A 19,440-nucleotide genomic window follows, 5' to 3' on the forward strand; every position below is an offset into this window, starting at 1 on the left:
AAAGACGTCCTCTCTATCCGTGACAAAAGTACATACTTCTATTATGTAACCATTCCCCCTGCCTCATAAACAGCTGGCACTATGTTTGTCCGAATAAACTTGTTATTTACCCAATCTTTGTTAATTGAAACGCTCTTTTCAAATAGTTGGTAGTTTTGTAGCGTAAATTGTCATAACTTCATACTTTTGGGGTGAATTGCGACAATTGGAAAATAGAGCATGTGCTTCATGTCTAAATCATCCTTTATTGATAATATGTAGAAATCATGATGTGAGAGGAGTTAGTGATGAGAAATTATTTACTAAGCAAATGCTTACTCTTTTTTATTGCAGCGAGTTTTCTATTTGTTCCCGAAAACGTCCAAGCGCACGGCCTTTTAACAAATGGCAATCAAGGATACGAGGTTTCGGCTCTGCAAGAAAAACTAAAAAAAATGGGCTTTTTCTACGGACCGGTGACCGGGTATTACGGTGCCATTACAGAACGAGCGGTGGCAGATTTTCAGTACAAAACGAACCTTTCCTCTGACGGAGTAGCAGGTCCTGCAACCTTTTTGATGCTAAATGACATAGAACAGATGGCCCGAGTTGTTCATGGTGAGGCACGAGGTGAATCACACATTGGTAAAGTTGCGGTAGCTGCGGTTATCTTAAATCGTTTGGACGATCCCGCATTTCCCAACAATATAGGTAATGTCATTCATCAAACGAATGCCTTTACAGCCGTTCATGATGGCCAATACGATTTACAGCCAAACAGCTATGCCTATCGTGCTGTGATGGATGCCATGCAAGGCTGGGACCCTACATACGGATCGGTTTATTACTATAATCCTGAGCTGGCAACAAACACCTGGATTTTCTCAAGACCATCTGTTACAAAAATCGGAAATCATCTTTTTGCGCAGTAAAATTGTATAGTGAAGACTCATGGGGGTTAAGTAAAGCGGCTTTTATGAGTCTTTTTTTGATGGTGGTTTAGCGGATTTTGTTCGAAAATCGGATAAATAATTTTATATACGTAATTATAATGGTTATACACGTAATTATTGGTGATTACCTCGTATAAAAAGTGGATTACCTCGTAAAAATTTTGTCGTGTTCGTTCGATAAGAACACTTCCTTTTTTTTGTACATTTCATACGGAATCTTACATACTAAAAAGGTGTGCCTCCAACTAAAGGCACACCGTTCTTACTCATTTATTGAAATGTTTTGCTTACGTGAATGAATTCACGGTAACCAGAACGTGTCAGATGATATTGATTATCTAAATAACCGTCTTTCACTAACGATTCAAGCGTTTCTTCCGGGATGATGTCGATCACTTGATCCATACGCTGGTTCAAATCTTCGAGGGAAGCATTTTTCAGCGTGATCGGGTTCATCATACGCACGATTCCTTCAATTCTGGAATCTCGTTTTTGAAACAACTGCGGCGTTTTCTTGAACACATTCTGGATACGATCTTTAAATTGATTCAATTCTTGTTTCGTATTGAATGTTTCGGTTTCTTTTTCTCTGATTCTTTCGTTGAAGTACTTCATTTCTTCATTGCTTAATTGTGCTCGAGTGAACAGCTCGTTGTAGATTTGCGTCTTATCCATCTCGATTTTCGCAAGCTCTTCTTCTTTAATCCGCTGGGTTTCCCAGATTTCTTCTGAGATTGATTCTTCTTCCGGTTCTTCTACTTCCTCAACCACTTCTTCTATCTCATCCACTTCTGCAGCAGGTTTCTCTACTTTTTCTTCTTCAAAAAGCTCTAGTTGTTCAACAGGTTCAGCTGTTTTTGTTTCCTCTACAGATACGGGTTGTGGCTCAGCAGTGACAACTGTTTTAGACATATGGGACTCAATCATCTTCTCCAGCTTGTTCAATTTGCTAAAATAGATGAGTGATATGGCGATAGCGAAAAGTGAGCAGAATACAGATATAAAATCGGAAAAGCGGAAAACAAATGGTGCAGTTGCAATTTTATAAAATATCAATAATGCGAATGCTCCAATGATGATAATCTTAAGCCAGCTTTCACGGTTTTTAATTTCGTCGATACTGTGAGAATCTTGATTTTTATTTTTGTTTGAAAACATTTGTAATCGTTTCATAGGATTTACCTCTTTCATAGAGATTTTCGTGCAGTTTTTTATTTTAACGCAAAATACGAAATGTGGGAAGGAAAAGCACGAATTCATCATGAAACTATCATCTTTTTAACAGGTTAATAAAATAATTTTTAATTCGGGACATATGTCCTTCCCAACAACTCTTCACTTATTCTTTAATAAGTATAGAATTTTACGTTGGGAAGTGATGACATGAAAGGAATTCTGTTCGCGTTCTTGGCCGGTGCGTTTATTACTTTACAAGGTGTTGCGAATGCACGGATCAGTCAAGACATCGGTTCCTGGCAAGCGGCTACCATTACGCAATTGACTGGCTTCATCGCCGCTCTCTTGATCGTGTTGATCGTAAAAGATCAAAAATGGAAACAATTTAAACAAGTGCGTCCGATCTATTTAACGGGCGGATCGTTTGCGGCCGTTGTGATTTACGGCAATATTTATGGCATCCATTCGATCGGTGTAACGTTGACGATTGCTGTAATATTAATCTCACAGCTTGCTATCACCTTTTTGATTGATGGCAAAGGCTGGTTCGGTGTGATGAAGAAAGAGATGAAACTTCCGCAATTTATCGGAATCGGTATGATGATTGTCGGAGTCGTGATATTGAAGTTTTAGTTTGTGTAAGCTTTGTTGTTATTGGAAGTAGTGATTTCCTTTACAGTTGGCTTCGCTTTCCGCGGGGCGGGCGGTGAGCCCCTTACCGCTTTGCGCCTTTAAGGGTCTCACCTGTCCCACTCGTCCCGCAGGAGTCTCACCATCTTTCACTCCAATCAACTATTCAGCGAAGAAACAAAAATTGCTAGCAACAATCTTTTAGTTAGAGTCAAAATTGAGGTGAACGTGATAAATGAAAGAGCTGCATGATCCTAATCTGCTTCAGCATTACATCGAAACATTCGAAATTGCTCCTATTCTTAATGAGGATCTTCTGCCCTATTTAACACTTCACCGCTATGATAGTGGTGAGCTGATTTGTTCGCAGGGCGATCTCTATGAAAATTTGTTTTTGTTAGTCAAAGGCAAGCTGAAAATCTTCAACACATCACCTGAAGGCAAGACCCTTATTCTATCCTTTAAAACGCCGCTTGATGTTGTTGGTGATATTGAATACGTGCAGGGTACGGATTTTATCAACACGGTTGAAGCGGTCTCCGAGGTTCATATGATTGCTGTTCACCACCGGTGGCTGAAGAAATTTGCCAGCGATCACACACCGCTTTTGAAGTTTTTATTAAAAATGATTACGGAAAAGTTTTACGTGAAATCTAGTTCATTGAGCTTTAACTTGCTGTACCCGGTTGAGGTGCGTTTTGCGAGCTACCTGTTATCGGTTTGTTTGGATGAGTCAGATGCTCTTTATAGCGGGAAACTCAGCACGAGTCATTTAATGGATGCTGCAAATTTGATTGGAACGAGCTATCGGCATCTGAACCGCGTCATACAGCACCTTTCATCGGAAGGGTTAGTAGAACGGCACAAAGGTTTTATCGTTGTAAAAGATCGGGACGGCTTAAGTGAGCTTGCCAATCATAGAAATATTTACGAATAGAGAGGGTGTTAATCATGCTTTTAGGGTTATTCTTTGCGGTTATTGCCGGCTTACTCGTTGGTCTGCAAAATATCTTCAACACACGGGTTAATGATCATGCAGGAACGTGGTCGACCACTGCATTGGTGTTAGGTCTAGGATTTCTCGCATCCATGACGCTCGGGCTTGTTTTTGAAGGAACAGAGCTGTTTGCTCTTCACAATATGAAAACATGGTTTTGGTTCAGTGGATTAATCGGCGTAGGAGTTGTTGTTTGTCTTGTACAAGGAACGCGATTGCTCGGTCCGACATTTGCGATTTCCATTGTTTTAACTTCACAGCTCGGATCGGCATTATTACGGGATTCAATGGGCTGGTTCGGATTAGAAAAAATTCCGTTTACGACTCAGCAGTTAGTTGGTGTGCTCGTAATCATCGGCGGAGTGATTGTGTTTAAGTTTGGCGGGGTTTCTAAGGAAAAGCTCGAAGTTCGGAAAGTTCAAAGTCAGCTAAAACACCAAGTTGCGGGGAGATCATGAATCTCCTCTTTTTTTTGTTCAAAAAAGCAAACCTCCTACTTATTACCTTCTTTCCTCCTCAAATTCCCAAAACTTTCTCCCCATTCACCTTACTAAAAATGGGTAGTCCCCTCTATTAAAAACAAATCAGGCATACGGTACACTAAAATAATAGAACCCTTTTTTGAAAAATTCAAAATATGGAGGTATTACTTTGAAAGTGAAAAAGAAAGTTTTGTCTGTTACCTTGTCTGGTTTAATGGCTTTTGGCGCGCTAACTACGCTATCTTTACCTGCACATGCTGTCGGGAATGGTCCAGGAACAGGAAATGGATCCATTCAAACTTCTATCTTACATACGTATGAAGAGCTTGTTGATTCTTTAAAAACACTAGATGCAAAACAAGATGCTATGAAACTTGAAGTAATCGGCCAAACCGTAAAAGGTCGAGACATTTACATGGCAAAGTACATATCAAATCCAAGTAATCCAACCATCTTATTTTTGACACAACAGCACGGGAACGAACAACTGACAACTGAAGGCGCTTTGGAATTTATGAAACACCTTGGTACGAATAAAACAAAAGGTGTGTTGGACAATGTGAACGTATTGGTTATCCCCATGTTGAACGCTGATGGCGCAATGGGAGATGTGAATTTCTCCCTTGAAGATTACTTAGCTGATGGTGACCGCCACCTTACACGCTATAATGCGAATGAAATTGACTTAAATCGCGAACATGATAAACCGACTAGTAAAATGGAGCCTGAAGCACGTGTTCTTCATGAAAATGTGTTCGCGAAGTATAACATTGATTACATGATTGATCTTCACCACCAAGGAACGTTGAGTGAGACGGATGGGCAACTTGTGTCTGGTTCTATGTTGTATCCTACGAATCCAAATGTGAAGCCTAAAGTGGTTGAAAAATCAAAACGCCTTGGTGCTGTTGTGTTCAATGCCATCCAAAACACGGGCTGGGGTCATATTGGTAAATATGATGGCGGATCTGGTGCAAACATTGGACGTAATGGTGCTGCTGTCCGATACGATATCTCTACTCTCCTTTTTGAAATGCGCGGAATGTCTGATCACTATCGTGAAGACTATGCGCTAGGTCAAAAGAGTAATGGATATTTGATTAAGCAAACGATCGTCACGCTAGATGCAGCTGTACGTGCGATTGCTGATGACTCAATCGACACGGTAGATGCTAGTTTTTGGGATACACTGCCACAACAAAAGAATCGTTCTGGAGAAGTTGACGACGAATAAACTAGAAAAAACAGTTCTCTCGAGAACTGTTTTTTGATGTGTTCTACCATTATACTCGCTTACGGTACGTGAAATTTTAAGCACCAAAAAAAAAACACCTCATACAACGAGGTGTTTTTCTAAAATAGGTGTGTTTTCATCATTTACTCATAACTTTTTGCACCAATATAATGTTCTGACCAGTATGAGCTGCTGAGTTCAGCTGACGTCACACCTTTTGATGAAGATGCGTGCATGAACTGATCGTTTCCGATGTAAACTCCTGCATGGCTCGGTCCGTCGCCTTCTAGATTAAAGAATACAATGTCGCCGACTGCGGGTTTATCCACCTTTGTTCCTTCTGCATAGATTTCATCAACTGTACGAGGCAGATCAATGTTCTCTGCTTCATCAAAGATATAATTTAAGTATCCGCTGCAATCAAAGCCGTCAGGTGATTCCCCACCCCACTTATAAGGTGTGCCTTCATATTTCTTAGCTACCTCTACGATTGAAGAATCACTTTGTTCACCGCTTTGATCAACACCGAGCGCTTTGAACGTTTCTTCCCCAGCGATTCCATCAACTGTAATGCCTTTATCTGCTTGCAATTTTTTTACTGCGTCTGTTGTATAGTCACCATAATAATCGGTTGTTTTGCTATAAGAAAAGTATCCTTTATCACCTAATGTTTGTTGTAGGTCTTGTACATCTGAATGCTGCATCCCAGGTTTGAGTGTCTGATCTCCGAGTGCGGCTTCCCCCACTACTGGATTGAACGCCATAACCCCTGCAATCGCAAATCCTGCTACTGCCTTTTTCAAAATAACATCCCCTTTTCTGTACCTTATTTAATCTGACCTGTCCCATACTAACAGGTGAAGATGACAGAGAGATTGTAAGGGAGTTACAGCGCAATAACAATTTTTGGCGAAATGTATGAAGAATTACACATTGTAATATTAGATAATTTTTTCCAGCACGTTGTGGACAAATAGAAGGAAAGATTGCCGGTTATTTGTATAGAGTATATAAAGGGCTAAAATGGTAAGGAGGCGTCTATTTGGAGTTCCCGTTCATCCATACTAACTTTTGGGATGCATTAATCGCTGTGCCTGCCATCATTGTTATGATTGAAATTCTTAAAGTTTTCTTCCCCTCTCTCTCTGCTTGGATTCCAACGATCGCCAGCCTGCTTGGACTGATTATTTCTGTTTTTATTGCGCATCCGCATAGTCTTTGGACAGGGATTGTTATGGGGATTGGCTACGGCGTTGCTGCGGTTGGTTCGTATGCCGGCTTCGCAACGGTTTTCCACCACTATCGAGATCGAAGTCCGCATAAACCTTATAAATAGTTGAATGCTAGGTGAAGTTTGTTTAAGTTTAATAGTGTACGGACTTTTTGAAGAGATTAGGAGATTATCATGAAAAGAAAAACAGCAATTGTAACCGGTACTTCCAGCGGGTTCGGCATGCTTTGTGCTGTAGAACTTGCGAAAGCCGGTTTTGATGTGGTCAGCACGATGAGGAATTTGGATCGTGCAGAGAATCTATTAAAACTAGCTGACGTTCACAATGTGGCAGACCAGATCCACCTTCACCCGCTTGATGTAACATCAGCTGAATCGGTCTCCACATTTACTGCTTACATAAAAAAGTTTCATAGCATTTATGTGCTCGTGAACAACGCGGGGTTCGCACTTGGCGGTTTTGCAGAAGAGTTAACCGTAGATGAGTACCGTTTGCAGTTTGAGACGAATGTTTTTGGTGTGATTGCGGTCACTCAAGCTGTTCTTCCCATCATGCGGAAAAATCGCCGCGGCCGTATCATCAACATGAGCAGCATCTCTGGCAAGTTCGGTTTTCCAGGACTATCGCCGTATACCGCTTCCAAACACGCACTAGAAGGATACAGCGAGAGCCTGCGTCTGGAGCTCATGCCGTTCGGTATTGATGTTGTTCTTGTTGAGCCAGGTTCTTATCAAACGAACATCTGGTCGTCGATCGACAACATGACCATTAACTCTGAATCTCCTTATCACTTTTATATGGAAGCCCTATTAGAAGATATTGAAACAGGCAAAGGCAGTCATGGCGATCCGCTTGATGTGGCGAAGCTTGTGACGAGGATTGCAACCTCCTCAAAAACACCCAAACTGCGATATACGATCGGTAAAGGTGTAAGGTTAAGTCTGTTTCTGAAAGTTATTTTGCCGTGGAAGTGGCTTGAAAAAGTTATTTTAAAAAAGCTGTTAAAATAAATGGTTGTGCTTAATCACCTCCTATTGTGTGCAAAATGGTAGTGAGGTGATTTCTTATGAAGTTTTTAATTATTATTGGAAGTCTAATCATCCCAATCGGAATGTTTTGTTTGCAATATGCTTGGCCTAAAAGCCGTTCGATATTTAATATATGTGCTCTTTTCGCTGCGCTAACATTCGGAAACCTTGCAGCAATCAGCATTCAGCAGATCCTTCACGACAACACCGTTTTCATGACAAACATTCACGGCGTTCTGTTGAATCCATTCTTCTTGTTCGCAGGCTCTTATTTAGGTGTTTACCTTATTTATCGCTTGATCATGTGGACTTCTTCAGAGTGGTAAAAAAGTTGAAGAATAGTTGAAACTTATTTTAACGGAGAATCGTAATTCAATATGGATCAGTCATTACGTTTGAAGGAGGCTGTTTTGAAAAATAAAATCCTCATCGTTTTTTCAGTGCTGTTATTATCGAGCTGCAGTTTTGGCGCTATGCACAATAAAAATCTGGAACAGTCTATTCATTCTGTGATGAAAGATGAGGGCAATCTGAATTTGAACAAGGTTGCTGAATTTGAGTGGGACGAAGCGCACCTATTCCCTCCTTACACCTTGCAGTCGGACATCAATAAGCAATTAGGGTTTACGTTCAAAGATCCGAGCAGCATAAAAAGCCGCGATGATATTTTCCTGCTGCTGTTTGTGGACAATCAAAAAGTGGTTCAATATGTTAAGGTGTCCAGAAAATATGGCGAACTTATTCCTAAGAATTATCAACCGCTCACCCCTTCTTCTGCATCATTTGAAGTGAAAAGAGTGAACTAAGATGAAAAGGTTATTAATAGCGATAGGATTAATCACATTATTAACAGGCTGCACCTCTGTTCAGACCTCTTCTGAGTTAACAATGCAACAACTTGATGTGGATGCAGCCGAAAAATCAGTACAGCAATTTGTTAGATCAGCACAACAAGAAAACGGAGTCTACCTGTGCCAAGATGAACAGAACAACATCTATTATGTGATGCTGAACGGAGTAAATATGGTGCAAGGTGATTCTGCACTAACCTTTTCTGATGTTGAGGTTAAAGGTGAAGAAGAGTCGCTGACCATCACTTATAGTGAGGATTTAATCAAGGATATGGAAGGTAAGAAATTAGCAAACCAGCTCTTGTACAAAATAAAGCTAAATAAAGATTATGAAACCCTCAAACTTTTTAAAAATGGTGAGGAGTCTCATTTTCATACTATTACTATTGGGGGAAATGAACATGAATAATCACGAGATCGATTATAAAATTTATGGCGACGACATGCAGTTTGTTGAGGTAGAGCTTGATCCGAAAGAAACGGTGATTGCTGAAGCTGGCGCACTCATGATGATGGAAGACGGCATCGAGATGGAAACTATTTTCGGTGACGGCTCATCTGGCGGCGGTGGGGGTTTGATGGGAAAACTGTTCAGTGCCGGTAAACGCGTACTGACGGGTGAAAGTCTATTTATGACAACATTCACGAATGAAGATTACGGGAAAAAGCACGTTTCCTTCGCTTCTCCTTATCCTGGTAAGATCATTCCGATGGACTTGAGCGAGCTTGGCGGTAAAGTGATCTGTCAGAAGGATGCGTTCTTAGCCGCTGCAAAAGGCGTATCTGTTGGAATCGAGTTTCAGCGTAAGTTAGGTGCAGGGTTCTTCGGTGGCGAAGGCTTTATCATGCAGAAGCTTGAAGGCGATGGCATGGCGTTCGTTCATGCAGGCGGAACGATTCATAAGAAAGAACTTGCTCCTGGAGAAGTGCTGCGTGTTGACACAGGCTGTTTAGTTGCCATGACGAGCGGTGTAAATTATAACATCGAGATGGTAAAAGGCGTAAAAACAGCATTATTCGGCGGTGAAGGATTATTCTTTGCCACATTACGAGGACCTGGAACAGTATGGATTCAGTCCCTTCCGTTCAGTCGTCTGGCGAGCCGCGTGTTCGCAGCCGCACCACACCGCGGAGGATCAAGTGATGAAGGCAGCATCGCTAAAGGTGTGTTCAACATGCTGAATGGTGATTGATTTATAGTTTTATGTAAAGCTGACGCAACCTTCATGTTGTGTCAGCTTCTTTTGTTTCTGAGGATAAGTTGATTCTTTAATTTTAACCTTATAAGTAAGACTCCCATTTGTCGAAAAACGGATAAATAATTTTATGTGCGGAATTAACAGCATTTACCGCGGATATAAAATGAATTACCTTGGAAAAAAATCGAATTACCTTGGAATTATAGAGTGTGTCTTCAAATCTACTTTATTGGGATAACTAAAAAAGCTATATAAAAGTAAAAAGTTGACCCTGAAATGAGAGTCAACTTCACTTTATACCAAAAATCAATTCATTTACGCCTTAAAATGCTGCAAAACAGTCCCACGACCATTCTCAACTTCTACCTCTGCATACGCCCCGTTAACAAACGTGATCTGTGGTGGCTGATGGCCGCAATCGACATCGTAAATGATAGGAACTCCCAGATCATCAGCCATATCTTGATACACGTCTTCCACGGTGTAATCCCCAATAGGCTCGTTGGCTTCACTTCTGCCAAACAAAATACCTGAACAGTTCTCAAACCAGCCGGCTAACTTCATATGAACGAGTGTTCTTCTTAAATCTGTGGTGTTCATCTCACAATTTTCAAGGTACCACAGAATGGGTTCATCTCCATTCAAAAACTGTTTTCTAAACTGAGCCACATTACCAAACGGCGTTCCGATCAGATGCCGAATCACATCGATACAGCCTCCGAGCAGTCGTCCTTCAACTTTCTCTTTTTCACCAGATGCTGTCTTCCAGTGGGTTTTCTCAGTGAGATGAAACACACACGATGTCGGTGCATCGTGCTGCCATTTTTCCTGATACTTCTCTGAGGACTGCTGCAGCACTGACTCTCCCACTTTTGTTCTCAACACCTTTTCCCACATGGCAGTAGTGTCATCCGAATACTCGCCTCTTACATCCACGAAGTTTGTTCCGTTGGCGGTTGCGAGTCCTGTTTTTAATGTAATGGCGAGCATCAGAACACTCGTATCAGAATAGCCGAGTATCCATTTGTCCCGAATGTTCGTGAAATCCACATGCTCCATGATTTCAATCAGCAGTTCACCGCCCCATGGAGGGATGATTACGCCGATTTCATCATTACTTAACATCTCGTTTACTTCGGCTGCACGCACTGTTGCTGGTGCTGATTTTGCTTTTGCTTGTGTCCAAACCGTATCACCACAGATCACTTTATACCCTCTTTGCTCCATACGCTCGCATGCTTGCTTAAACATGTCATGTAAAAATGGCGGCACACCAGAAGATGGTGCGGTTACGCCTATCACTGCATTTTTCTTTAAAATCGGATATTTAATCATTGAAATCCATCCTTTGGCGAAATTAAATCACACAAGTAAAATTCGACAAAAGGAGATGAATCCCTTTACTTCATCTAACGGAACAACCTTAAACCTTCCCTAAAAAAGCCTATTTCTTAACAATTTCACTATTTTGTACAACGAACAAGCTACTCATAAGGTACGTCCAACATATGCATATATCGAACAAACTGTTTTTAGAAAGGAGGCAATTCTTCTCATGAATAATCATCCTTATAACCACCAACATTCGATCGAGGAGTCTCAGTACGTGGAGCGTCAGATTGGTGAAGATGATGAAGGTCCATTTTCTCCTCCCCCACAGCAATTTGCTGCTCAATATCAAATACCTCAGCCGTACTTCGCTCAATCAATGCCCCCTCAACAGATCAGAGCGAGACTTTGCGGTTGTTTAGGAAACTGGGGACTTTTAGGGCTCAGACAGCCTGGTCAATTCGGCCGTGACTTCTGGTTCTTCCCCGTTGAGATCCGTCGTAATTCTGTAACAGGCTATATCTGGTTGTATGGCCGACGCCAACGCGTGCGCTATGGGTTTTCACAGATTCGTAACTTCATCTGCGTTGGTTAACGAGAAAGCCGCTCTCCAAAAGAGAACGGCTCTTCTTCTTTCATCAATTGTCGCGAGACGGCAGGCTCAACTGCCACGAAACCCCGAATGAATCCTGCACCCATGCGAACTTTTCCATTCCTGGAAGCTCCCCTAAAGGCATAAGCACTGCTCCACCGTTCGATAACGATTCGAAAAGATGATGTATTTCATCCAAAGTGTCACACTCTACGAACAAAGAAATGGCAGGAGTAAATGTGAACTCGTGTTTTATCCCGCTGTCTATACACATCAAGTTTTGCCCTTTAATGCTAAAGGTCGCGTGCAGCACCGTTCCATCTTCTTGATAAAGAATATTTTTGATCTCTGAATCAGCGAACAGCGACGTGTATACGTTCATTGCTTCCTCAGCTTGTCCTTGAAACAAAAGAAATGTGGTTACTTTTTGATCAGAAGTTGCCATTTTTTCATACTCCCCTTTCGATTCCTAGCCTACACCTTCGTCTTTTTATTCAAAATCCCTCCACAAAAAAAGACTATCTTGTCGATAGCCTCAAGTTTCTTGTTGTGTGCTGTGCTTTTTTTGATTGATGATTGAAATGATCCCGATCAGTATAGCGATTCCGACACTTACGTACAGCCCCGGCCTAATCGTATGCTCGAACCAAGTGCCGGTAACTGCTAAAAATATTAGCACGATTGCAACAATCGAGAAAAGTTTCGTCCACAACGACTGCTTCAAAATTTTCATGGACGAGATGATAATAAAAAGCCAGTTAAATAAAAGCAGGATGCCGGCAGCTGTTGTAATGTATTCATAGATCCTTCCAGGCAATAAAAGTGCGGTGATGATACTTGCTAAAAGTCCTGCTGCGGCAAGAGACATGGCAGGCAGTGGCATTTTTTTAAATTTAATGGTTTTCGCAAATAGTTTCGGCGCATCCCCATCTTCCGCTAACGTCATCAACAGGTTGGTAACCCCGAATAGTGCCGCCGCCATTGCAGAGAATCCCGCAACAATTATCGCTCCGTTAAAAACATGCGGAAAAAAACCGAGATGATACCGTTCCATCGCCGTTACAAAAGGACTTTCCTTATGATCAAACACATCCATCGCAACAGTCGTTACAGCGAGTCCCATTGATAGAACATATATAATCGTCAGTATCAAAAGCATGATCATTCCTGCTTTTGTGGCATCTTCCGTTTTTTTGAGCTGCATTGCCATCATGCCAATCACTTCAATTCCGCCAAACGCGTAAAAGGCATAGATAAGTGACGACCAGAAGCCTTTCAAGCCTCCTGTAAAGTAGCCGTCAAACGTATCTGGTAAGGCGAGATCATAGTTCTTACCATCCACTAGTCCAATAAGACCTGCGATTGCTAATACGATAAACATCACGATTGCCGCTACTTTTATCACAGCAAGCAGATTTTCCACTTGGTCAAACTTTTTTGTTCCAGCCAACACGACAACAATGGCGAGTACGGCATAAAAAGCAGCAAAAATCCAAAGTGGAATGTGCGGAAACCAGAACTGAGAAAGGATAGAGAGTGCAGTTAGCTGGCTTCCCATGATCAAAATGTTGGATACCCAATAGTTCCATCCGCAGCTAAAACCTGCCCATCTTCCGTATGATTGGGAAGCATAATAGCAAAATGAACCTTTTTGAGGATCTGCCGCCGTCATTTTCGCGAGCAGTTGAAATACGATATATGTACCGATTGCAGCTAATAAAAAGGAGAAAACGATAGATGGCCCAGTTAGCTGAATCCCGATCGTTGACCCAAGAAAGTACCCTGTCCCTATTGTGCAGCCGACTCCAACGAGCGAGAGCTGCCACCACGCCATGTTTTTTGCTTCTGATTTATCCATTTTGGGTTGAACAGGTCCATTACAATTGGATTTTTTCACAATAATACCCTCCTGCTATACAGGTATTATTGTTTAACTTAAATTGGTGAATATTCATGTTAAATGAAAAGACTCATGAACTTACATCTATTGGCAGGTTGGATTGGCGTGAAAGGAGCTAAATTTAAAAGTGCCAACACATGTTATCGGTGTTGTGAACCACTTTTGAATGCAATCTACTTATACAGGTTGGGGTATCAAGCGAATAATTCAAGAAAAACTGTACTTAATCCCGCGAGTTTGGAAAATATTCCGGCGAGTTTTAGCTATATTCCGGCGAATTTGGCTCATATATCGGCGAGTTGATAAAAATCGACAAATATCAACCAGCCCTATACCCTCACCTCTCGTATCAATGGCTGCAAGGGAAACCTTAAGATAACAAAAACGCAATCCCTTTATAGCCAAAATAACAGCCAAACCCGATGAGTGATAATCCCGATAGTTTCGAGATCCCATCTAAAATGCGGTCAGCAAGCATCTTACGGAAACCGCTTGATACGACAGCCATCGTAAAATCCCACAATAAAATCCCTGAAAAAATCGCTGCACTATATAACATCAAGCTTTCCATACTATATTTAGCTGCCGTTTCTGCAAGTATAGAACCGTAAATTCCTAACCAAAATAAGATGGTAAGAGGATTGGTGAGCGACATAAGAAAACCGGCCATAAAACTTCTGCTGTTATGTACCGTGTAGTCTTTATCACTGCTATTTTTTTCTGCTGCTGCTGCTTTTTTGAAGGTCTCTATTCCTGTATAGAGAAGGACGAAACTGCCGAAGAGCCATAGAAAGGTTTTGATGAATGGCGTGTTGATGTAGCTCACAAGTCCCATGTAGACCAAAAGCATATAGATGGCATCTGCCACTGTAGCTCCAAGCCCCACCATCCACGCTTGCCAAAATCCATATTTGATGCCTCGGTCCATCTGTGCAGCGTTTACTGGACCGATTGGAGCTGCAAGTGATAATCCTAACAGCACGTATTTTATAAAAAGAAACATAGACGACCTCCACAAATATGATGGACAACTCATGCCTGTCTTCATCTTATTCGGAAGCACGTCTAATCAGACCATAAAATCAATTCATTAAAAGGAGTTCAGACCAATGGATCACCAGTTCAGCCCTAAAATCCAAGAAGCTCTTGACCATGTAAAACGTGCGGATGAAGCAATGATAGAAGCGCAAGCGAACCAAACACCATCATGTTTTCAAACTGCGAAGGTATGGCTCGAAACGGCTCAACAATCTGTTCATGATGCAGGAGAAGGAATGTCTGAAGAAGAAAAAAAACAACTTCATCATGCAAAAGAATATTTAAGACATCTGCACGAAACACAAGCTGCTATTCAGGAAACGAGATACGATTGATTACTGGACGCAGAAATCCCTCATGATTTGATCACGAGGGATTTTTCATGCTATGCAAATAAATTTCGGATAAACCCGGCTTGGTTAACGGTTTCAGTTTTCACATCTACATTTAGTTTACGAATGTTATCACAATAAATATGAAGTCGTTGTGCTTTATCTGCGTTTAGATAAGAGGCGTAGTTGTCCAGCTTATCTACTTCGCGTAGTACATCTTCCTTCGTGTCTGCTTTCTCAATCCTGCTGCAGCAAGAGTTGATCTGGTCATAAACAGACATGCTAGCCACCTCCTTTTAGGTTTGTTTCTCTATTCCCTTCCCTCATTTTTTTAAAACTGAGACGAATGGACTGTCAAAGTCGTTTAACAATACTTTCCATATGTTGTCTGCTAGACTAAAAACGAGAGACTTGATGGAGGAGGACAACATGATGAAAGAATTTCTATGTACAACATGTGGAACACAATATGCTGCATCCAATTCACCATTAGAGGAGTGTGTAATTTGTAAAGAAGAACGACAATACATAAACCCAAATGGACAAGAGTGGACGACGTTAGACGACATGATCCAATCAGGCAAGTATCGAAATAAAATGGAGAATGAGCAGGACGGCCTGTTTAGCATAAAAACAGAACCAGAATTCGGTATTAGCCAGTCGGCTTTTTTTATTGAGGAAAAAGGGTTTAGACTTTTATGGGATTGTATTCCGTATCTTGATCAGGAAACGATAGAAAGAATAAATGCAAATGGTGGAATTGACGCAATTGCATTATCTCACCCGCACTATTACTCCACTCAAGTACGTTGGGCAGAGGCGTTTGATTGTCCGCTCCACATACATGAAGACGATAAGGAATTGGTGCAACAGGAAAGCGACCGGATTATTTATTGGAGTGGAGAAGAAAAAACGCTAGCCTCTGGACTTGTGATTCATCGATTAGGAGGACATTATAAAGGCGGCTGCGTGCTTCATTGGGAAAATGGCGGGGCTGCTGGTATTTTGTTGACTGGCGATGTCATTCAAGTAGTACCCGACCGAAAATGGGTGAGCTTCATGTATAGCTATCCAAATATCATCCCACTTCCTGCTAGCACAGTTGAACGAATGGCCAATAAAGTGGGATCGCTGCAGTTCAAGGAATTATATAACGCGTTTAACCGACATGTGAAAAGTGATGCGGATCTTGTTGTTCAGCGCTCTGCGGAACGATATATTGCGGCACTCAAAGGTGAATGGTTTACGACATAGAAGATAAAAAGGTGTCCAGTATAATCGGACACCTTCCTTATTTTATTTACAACATATTAACTTCAAGCAATCACCGGCGGAAGCGTGCGGCCTGTTTCCAGTAATGTTTTCAGGTTACATAAGATCGCGGGCCAGCCGTTGTTGAATCCTACAAACGTGTCTTCTTCCTCTACGATATCCGCTTCCATCAAATTTTCATGACGAAGAGTTAATCTAACTGTTCCGTTCATCTCTTTTAGAGTGAAAGTCGCGACGGTCGGGGTTTTACGCTCTTCCTCGTCCCATTTGTTGTTCCACGTAAAAGAAAGTTCTTTTTGCGGATCACACTTTATGATTTCTCCCCAATCGGTCACTTTGCTGCCGCGGGAATAAGTGATACGCGAACCTTCTTTCCATTCCGACTCCACCCTGCTTCCGAAAAAGTATTGTTCCGAAAGATCTCCATTTGTCAGAGCTTCCCACACTTTTTCAGGATGCGCCTCTATGTAGGTCACATACACGAACTTTAGTTCTGTCATGAACAGTTCCTCCTTTTAATGTACACCTTTTTCTGGATCCCAGTTTCCTTGCGATTTTCTGATTTCTACGATTTGTCCGATATGGTAAGCATTGTGGATGTTGATGTTCGCGAGCACTGAGTACCACGGGTCATGTCGGTCTTCATGAGCTGAGCGCTCAAAGATTTCCTCATCCGCTTCTTTCAGCGCCTCCGTCCAATGAGTTAAAACAGCAAACAGCTCATTTTTTGCTGCATCCCAATTTTCTTTGTTTTCATTTCGAAATGTTTCATCATTGCTTTCAATTTTTCGAGTTACTGTCTTTCCTTGAAAACGTTGCAAATAGCGTTCGTTCCAAAAGATTAAGTGGTTGACGATTTCCCATATGGAGTTGCTGTCACCTGATTTTCCTTTTGCCTGTTCAGCCGTTAATCCGTCAAGCGCGCGATCAATCGGTACAAACCAGTTCGGTTCATTGTGATTGGCGGACATTTGTCTCAATAGAATTGTTTTTTGGTCCACGAAAAAAACCTCCTGCACAGAAATGTGTACGAACAAACATTCTGCACCAAGAGGTTCAATTCCTTTTATTACTTTTTAAATTTCTTGTTTTAAGCCGAGTTCTGAAAGCTGAACCCTGCGACCTTCTGCACTTGAGATTGCCGCTGCTTCATTAATCGCGGTCAAATGTACGATATCATCCGTTGTAATGGCAGGCTTCTTACCAGTTTCAATGGCCTGAACCCACTGCTCCATGCTGGATGATATCGGATTCGGCAGATCTGGTGTCACCCACTCATCAGTGCCAAGATGTTTACTCTTAATACGTACATCTTGCCATTCCACCATCAATGTTCCTTCTGTTCCGTACAGTTCGAGCTGCTGCGGACTTCCGAATGATAAGAATCCGGTCTCAATTACACCCATCGCACCTGATTCGTACTCGACCATCACGACAGCGTTGTCATCCACTCCAAGGTTATAGAATTCGTTCAATTTTCCACTTACCGCTTTTACTTTCCCACCTAAACGGTTTGTTAAGTAGATCGGATGCGCGCCAAGGTCGATCAACGCTCCTCCGCCACACTCTTCTTTGTTATAAAAATGCTGTGGAAGCCATCCTTTTGGGTTCTCTTCAGATGGCACCGATCCGTTATGCGCCACACGGCATCTGATATATGTAATGTCTCCGAGCAATCCTTTGTCCACAGCTTCTTGTGCGTACAGATAAAAGCTTTCTGTCAGCCTAGGAAGGTTCACCATAAGCTGTACGTTGTTTTTTTCCACCGCTTCTATAATTTCTTCGCACTCTTTTACCGTGAAGGCGAGTACTTTTTCAGTAAAAATATGTTTGCCGTGGTTCGCCGCAGCGATGATTACGTCCTTGTGGCGGTTCGTTGCTGTTGTCACGATTACGCCATCAATGTTTGGATCATCGAGCACTTTATTTAGATCAGCTTCATAAGAAACACCTAACTCTTCCGCCCACTGTGTTCCGCGCTCTTCGTTCTCGTCCCACACTGTTTTGATAGAAATCGCTTCATTTTCCGTCGCCTCGCGTGCATAATCAACCGCATGCACGTGCCACTTACTGAGTAGAGCCACATTCATTTTGCCATCACTCCTCAAGCTAGATTTACCTTCATTATACATAAGTGAAGGTGGAAGTTTTATCTTTTTGCTGACTTCAAGTCTAGATAGACACGACTAAACAGATTTTGTTGTATTAACGGTGATTTCCATCCTATTTTGAAGTTCACCGACAAACTCCCCTGCTTTATCCATATAGATCAGCGCTTTGTTAATCTCTTGTTTTTGTCCAAAATAACCACGGGCATGTATAGGTTTCTTAAACACAATTTCGTATTTCAATTCATCACTTATTCCAAAAATAATCGTTAGGATTCTAGGAAAAGCCGTCGCATGAAAGACTTTCTTTTCATTGATGATGCCACCGCTTTTGTTATATTTGATCGAGGCAGTCTGTATGTAATTAATCTCGTTCACATCAAATTGGAGAGATCGTCTCGCACCTATTCTCATCACAACTTGTTCCTTGATGATTCGAAACGGCGTATTTCTCAATAAGTTATAATCGCCAAGCATGTAAATTACACTGTAAATATGTAAGAGAAGCATGATGAGTGCAATTTCAGGTTCTTCTTTTTTGAGGTAAATATGAAACACGATCATCTCGATAATTTGTTCGTGGATTAACGCTAAGAATAGGTAAAAATAGCTGGTGTTTTTATGATAAGGATAAACAAGTTCTTGGGTTGAAACTCGACTTTTTAACCTCCATCTAAAGAAGGCATGGAAAAGGATATTCCATTCTTTTTGGAAAAGCATGATAAAGGGATTTCTATCTATTCTACCTTTTCTATACATTATAAATAGTGTAATAAACAAACTTTCAAACAAAACTACTAAAATGGCGATAGAGATGATTAACTGGCGGTCTATAAGGATCACTCCCTCTTCTCTATTTGTCCTCTCACATTAATTGTAAAGGAATGGAAACGGTTCGAATAGGAATAAAATGGTTTCGCCATAAATCCGTAACATTAATATGTCAAATTTGTTAATTATAAACATTGTAGTAGGCGAGAATTTTGCTTACGTGAAATTAATTTTACAAGTGGTGAGTGTGTGCTTTTTAAAAGGACACATCCATCCGCACACCATAACAAAAAAGCCGGCATTAAAGGACAACTCCATCCTCTAATGCCGGCTAAAA

General features: G+C 41.4%; 25 protein-coding genes. 14 read left to right on the plus strand and 11 right to left on the minus strand.

The genetic code is table 11. The features are described 5' to 3' along the window. The first annotated feature begins 287 nt into the window (after positions 1-287). The gene (locus P8610_RS05590) at positions 288-911 is read left to right on the plus strand and encodes a cell wall hydrolase (protein ID WP_394603460.1); all 624 of its coding nucleotides are present in this window, start codon (positions 288-290) and stop codon (positions 909-911) included. Between the two features lie 291 nt (positions 912-1,202). Here the strand turns inward: P8610_RS05590 and P8610_RS05595 are convergent, their stop codons facing one another. Next, complete coding sequence (locus tag P8610_RS05595) at positions 1,203-2,105, minus strand: hypothetical protein (RefSeq protein ID WP_394603461.1); 903 nt, start codon at positions 2,103-2,105, stop codon at positions 1,203-1,205. Positions 2,106-2,315: 210 nt separating this feature from the next. Between P8610_RS05595 and P8610_RS05600 the strand changes: the two genes are divergently transcribed. The 4 genes from P8610_RS05600 (at position 2,316) to P8610_RS05615 (ending at position 5,451) form a co-directional block, all read left to right on the plus strand. Further along, positions 2,316-2,741 carry a DMT family transporter gene (locus tag P8610_RS05600; RefSeq protein ID WP_394603462.1) on the plus strand — a complete coding sequence of 142 codons (426 nt, stop codon included), beginning with the start codon at positions 2,316-2,318 and terminating at the stop codon, positions 2,739-2,741. A gap of 232 nt (positions 2,742-2,973) precedes the next feature. Continuing rightward, positions 2,974-3,675, plus strand: a complete 702-nt coding sequence (locus P8610_RS05605) for a Crp/Fnr family transcriptional regulator (protein WP_394603463.1) — start codon at positions 2,974-2,976, stop codon at positions 3,673-3,675. Between the two features lie 14 nt (positions 3,676-3,689). Continuing rightward, positions 3,690-4,193 carry a DMT family transporter gene (locus P8610_RS05610; protein ID WP_394603464.1) on the plus strand — a complete coding sequence of 168 codons (504 nt, stop codon included), beginning with the start codon at positions 3,690-3,692 and terminating at the stop codon, positions 4,191-4,193. 199 nt (positions 4,194-4,392) lie between these two features. Continuing rightward, positions 4,393-5,451, plus strand: a complete 1,059-nt coding sequence (locus P8610_RS05615) for a M14 family zinc carboxypeptidase (RefSeq protein ID WP_394603606.1) — start codon at positions 4,393-4,395, stop codon at positions 5,449-5,451. A 143-nt stretch (positions 5,452-5,594) separates the two neighbouring features. Here the strand turns inward: P8610_RS05615 and P8610_RS05620 are convergent, their stop codons facing one another. After that, positions 5,595-6,254: a C40 family peptidase gene (locus P8610_RS05620; RefSeq protein WP_394603465.1), complete on the minus strand. Its 660-nt coding sequence runs from the start codon at positions 6,252-6,254 to the stop codon at positions 5,595-5,597. A 239-nt stretch (positions 6,255-6,493) separates the two neighbouring features. Between P8610_RS05620 and P8610_RS05625 the strand changes: the two genes are divergently transcribed. From P8610_RS05625 to P8610_RS05650, 6 genes are all read left to right on the plus strand, one after another. Continuing rightward, positions 6,494-6,787, plus strand: a complete 294-nt coding sequence (locus P8610_RS05625; RefSeq protein WP_394603466.1) for a hypothetical protein — start codon at positions 6,494-6,496, stop codon at positions 6,785-6,787. A 69-nt stretch (positions 6,788-6,856) separates the two neighbouring features. Beyond that, entirely contained in the window at positions 6,857-7,693 is an 837-nt protein-coding gene (locus P8610_RS05630; RefSeq protein ID WP_394603467.1) for an oxidoreductase, read from the plus strand. Positions 7,694-7,749: 56 nt separating this feature from the next. Further along, complete coding sequence (locus tag P8610_RS05635) at positions 7,750-8,037, plus strand: transposase (RefSeq protein WP_394603468.1); 288 nt, start codon at positions 7,750-7,752, stop codon at positions 8,035-8,037. Between the two features lie 84 nt (positions 8,038-8,121). Beyond that, positions 8,122-8,517: a hypothetical protein gene (locus P8610_RS05640; RefSeq protein WP_394603469.1), complete on the plus strand. Its 396-nt coding sequence runs from the start codon at positions 8,122-8,124 to the stop codon at positions 8,515-8,517. A gap of 1 nt (position 8,518) precedes the next feature. Then, complete coding sequence (locus tag P8610_RS05645; protein WP_394603470.1) at positions 8,519-8,971, plus strand: hypothetical protein; 453 nt, start codon at positions 8,519-8,521, stop codon at positions 8,969-8,971. Continuing rightward, complete coding sequence (locus P8610_RS05650; RefSeq protein WP_394603471.1) at positions 8,964-9,755, plus strand: TIGR00266 family protein; 792 nt, start codon at positions 8,964-8,966, stop codon at positions 9,753-9,755. The genes P8610_RS05645 and P8610_RS05650 overlap by 8 nt, the downstream gene beginning before the upstream one ends. 321 nt (positions 9,756-10,076) lie before the next feature. Here P8610_RS05650 and P8610_RS05655 read toward each other — a convergent pair whose 3' ends face one another. Then, on the minus strand, positions 10,077-11,096 hold the full coding sequence (locus tag P8610_RS05655) for a S66 family peptidase (RefSeq protein WP_394603472.1): 1,020 nt from the start codon (positions 11,094-11,096) through the stop codon (positions 10,077-10,079). A gap of 220 nt (positions 11,097-11,316) precedes the next feature. On the opposite strand from P8610_RS05655, the gene P8610_RS05660 reads away from it, so the two are divergent. Then, on the plus strand, positions 11,317-11,685 hold the full coding sequence (locus P8610_RS05660; RefSeq protein WP_394603473.1) for a hypothetical protein: 369 nt from the start codon (positions 11,317-11,319) through the stop codon (positions 11,683-11,685). Positions 11,686-11,728: 43 nt separating this feature from the next. Here the strand turns inward: P8610_RS05660 and P8610_RS05665 are convergent, their stop codons facing one another. The 3 genes from P8610_RS05665 to P8610_RS05675 all read right to left on the minus strand — a co-directional run bounded on the left by P8610_RS05665 (position 11,729) and on the right by P8610_RS05675 (position 14,585). Beyond that, positions 11,729-12,127 carry a VOC family protein gene (locus P8610_RS05665; RefSeq protein WP_394603474.1) on the minus strand — a complete coding sequence of 133 codons (399 nt, stop codon included), beginning with the start codon at positions 12,125-12,127 and terminating at the stop codon, positions 11,729-11,731. Between the two features lie 90 nt (positions 12,128-12,217). Beyond that, a complete protein-coding gene (locus P8610_RS05670) occupies positions 12,218-13,540 on the minus strand; it encodes an amino acid permease (protein ID WP_394603607.1) in 1,323 nt (440 codons plus the stop codon). Positions 13,541-13,952: 412 nt separating this feature from the next. Further along, positions 13,953-14,585 (minus strand): LysE family translocator, encoded by a 633-nt coding sequence (locus P8610_RS05675; protein WP_394603475.1) that lies wholly within the window; start codon positions 14,583-14,585, stop codon positions 13,953-13,955. Between the two features lie 106 nt (positions 14,586-14,691). On the opposite strand from P8610_RS05675, the gene P8610_RS05680 reads away from it, so the two are divergent. Further along, positions 14,692-14,955 (plus strand): hypothetical protein, encoded by a 264-nt coding sequence (locus P8610_RS05680; protein WP_289496451.1) that lies wholly within the window; start codon positions 14,692-14,694, stop codon positions 14,953-14,955. Positions 14,956-15,005: 50 nt separating this feature from the next. Here the strand turns inward: P8610_RS05680 and P8610_RS05685 are convergent, their stop codons facing one another. Continuing rightward, positions 15,006-15,233, minus strand: a complete 228-nt coding sequence (locus P8610_RS05685; protein ID WP_289496452.1) for a hypothetical protein — start codon at positions 15,231-15,233, stop codon at positions 15,006-15,008. Between the two features lie 148 nt (positions 15,234-15,381). Here P8610_RS05685 and P8610_RS05690 point away from each other — a divergent pair, with 148 nt between their 5' ends. After that, entirely contained in the window at positions 15,382-16,206 is an 825-nt protein-coding gene (locus P8610_RS05690) for a hypothetical protein (RefSeq protein ID WP_394603476.1), read from the plus strand. Between the two features lie 62 nt (positions 16,207-16,268). Here P8610_RS05690 and P8610_RS05695 read toward each other — a convergent pair whose 3' ends face one another. From P8610_RS05695 to P8610_RS05710, 4 genes are all read right to left on the minus strand, one after another. After that, entirely contained in the window at positions 16,269-16,724 is a 456-nt protein-coding gene (locus P8610_RS05695; protein ID WP_394603477.1) for an SRPBCC family protein, read from the minus strand. 15 nt (positions 16,725-16,739) lie between these two features. Further along, positions 16,740-17,225, minus strand: coding sequence for a DinB family protein (locus P8610_RS05700; protein WP_394603478.1), 486 nt, complete (start codon positions 17,223-17,225; stop codon positions 16,740-16,742). 75 nt (positions 17,226-17,300) lie between these two features. After that, entirely contained in the window at positions 17,301-18,314 is a 1,014-nt protein-coding gene (locus P8610_RS05705; protein ID WP_394603479.1) for a Gfo/Idh/MocA family protein, read from the minus strand. Positions 18,315-18,410: 96 nt separating this feature from the next. Next, positions 18,411-19,175: a hypothetical protein gene (locus tag P8610_RS05710; protein ID WP_394603480.1), complete on the minus strand. Its 765-nt coding sequence runs from the start codon at positions 19,173-19,175 to the stop codon at positions 18,411-18,413. Between the last annotated feature and the right edge of the window lie 265 nt (positions 19,176-19,440).

It is taken from the genome of Fictibacillus sp. UD, from assembly GCF_043558025.1.
In the GTDB taxonomy this organism is placed as follows: Bacteria; Bacillota; Bacilli; order Bacillales; family Fictibacillaceae; genus Fictibacillus.

Excerpts from the sequence above, each read along its gene's own strand:
- P8610_RS05590 (WP_394603460.1), top strand. The coding sequence starts at position 288 with ATGAGAAATTATTTACTAAGCAAATGCTTACTCTTTTTTATTGCAGCG.
- P8610_RS05595 (WP_394603461.1), bottom strand. The coding sequence starts at position 2,105 with ATGAAACGATTACAAATGTTTTCAAACAAAAATAAAAATCAAGATTCT.
- P8610_RS05600 (WP_394603462.1), top strand. The coding sequence starts at position 2,316 with ATGAAAGGAATTCTGTTCGCGTTCTTGGCCGGTGCGTTTATTACTTTA.
- P8610_RS05605 (WP_394603463.1), top strand. The coding sequence starts at position 2,974 with ATGAAAGAGCTGCATGATCCTAATCTGCTTCAGCATTACATCGAAACA.
- P8610_RS05610 (WP_394603464.1), top strand. The coding sequence starts at position 3,690 with ATGCTTTTAGGGTTATTCTTTGCGGTTATTGCCGGCTTACTCGTTGGT.
- P8610_RS05630 (WP_394603467.1), top strand. The coding sequence starts at position 6,857 with ATGAAAAGAAAAACAGCAATTGTAACCGGTACTTCCAGCGGGTTCGGC.
- P8610_RS05635 (WP_394603468.1), top strand. The coding sequence starts at position 7,750 with ATGAAGTTTTTAATTATTATTGGAAGTCTAATCATCCCAATCGGAATG.
- P8610_RS05645 (WP_394603470.1), top strand. The coding sequence starts at position 8,519 with ATGAAAAGGTTATTAATAGCGATAGGATTAATCACATTATTAACAGGC.
- P8610_RS05650 (WP_394603471.1), top strand. The coding sequence starts at position 8,964 with ATGAATAATCACGAGATCGATTATAAAATTTATGGCGACGACATGCAG.
- P8610_RS05655 (WP_394603472.1), bottom strand. The coding sequence starts at position 11,096 with ATGATTAAATATCCGATTTTAAAGAAAAATGCAGTGATAGGCGTAACC.
- P8610_RS05660 (WP_394603473.1), top strand. The coding sequence starts at position 11,317 with ATGAATAATCATCCTTATAACCACCAACATTCGATCGAGGAGTCTCAG.
- P8610_RS05665 (WP_394603474.1), bottom strand. The coding sequence starts at position 12,127 with ATGGCAACTTCTGATCAAAAAGTAACCACATTTCTTTTGTTTCAAGGA.
- P8610_RS05670 (WP_394603607.1), bottom strand. The coding sequence starts at position 13,540 with ATGGATAAATCAGAAGCAAAAAACATGGCGTGGTGGCAGCTCTCGCTC.
- P8610_RS05675 (WP_394603475.1), bottom strand. The coding sequence starts at position 14,585 with ATGTTTCTTTTTATAAAATACGTGCTGTTAGGATTATCACTTGCAGCT.
- P8610_RS05680 (WP_289496451.1), top strand. The coding sequence starts at position 14,692 with ATGGATCACCAGTTCAGCCCTAAAATCCAAGAAGCTCTTGACCATGTA.
- P8610_RS05685 (WP_289496452.1), bottom strand. The coding sequence starts at position 15,233 with ATGTCTGTTTATGACCAGATCAACTCTTGCTGCAGCAGGATTGAGAAA.
- P8610_RS05690 (WP_394603476.1), top strand. The coding sequence starts at position 15,382 with ATGATGAAAGAATTTCTATGTACAACATGTGGAACACAATATGCTGCA.
- P8610_RS05695 (WP_394603477.1), bottom strand. The coding sequence starts at position 16,724 with ATGACAGAACTAAAGTTCGTGTATGTGACCTACATAGAGGCGCATCCT.
- P8610_RS05705 (WP_394603479.1), bottom strand. The coding sequence starts at position 18,314 with ATGAATGTGGCTCTACTCAGTAAGTGGCACGTGCATGCGGTTGATTAT.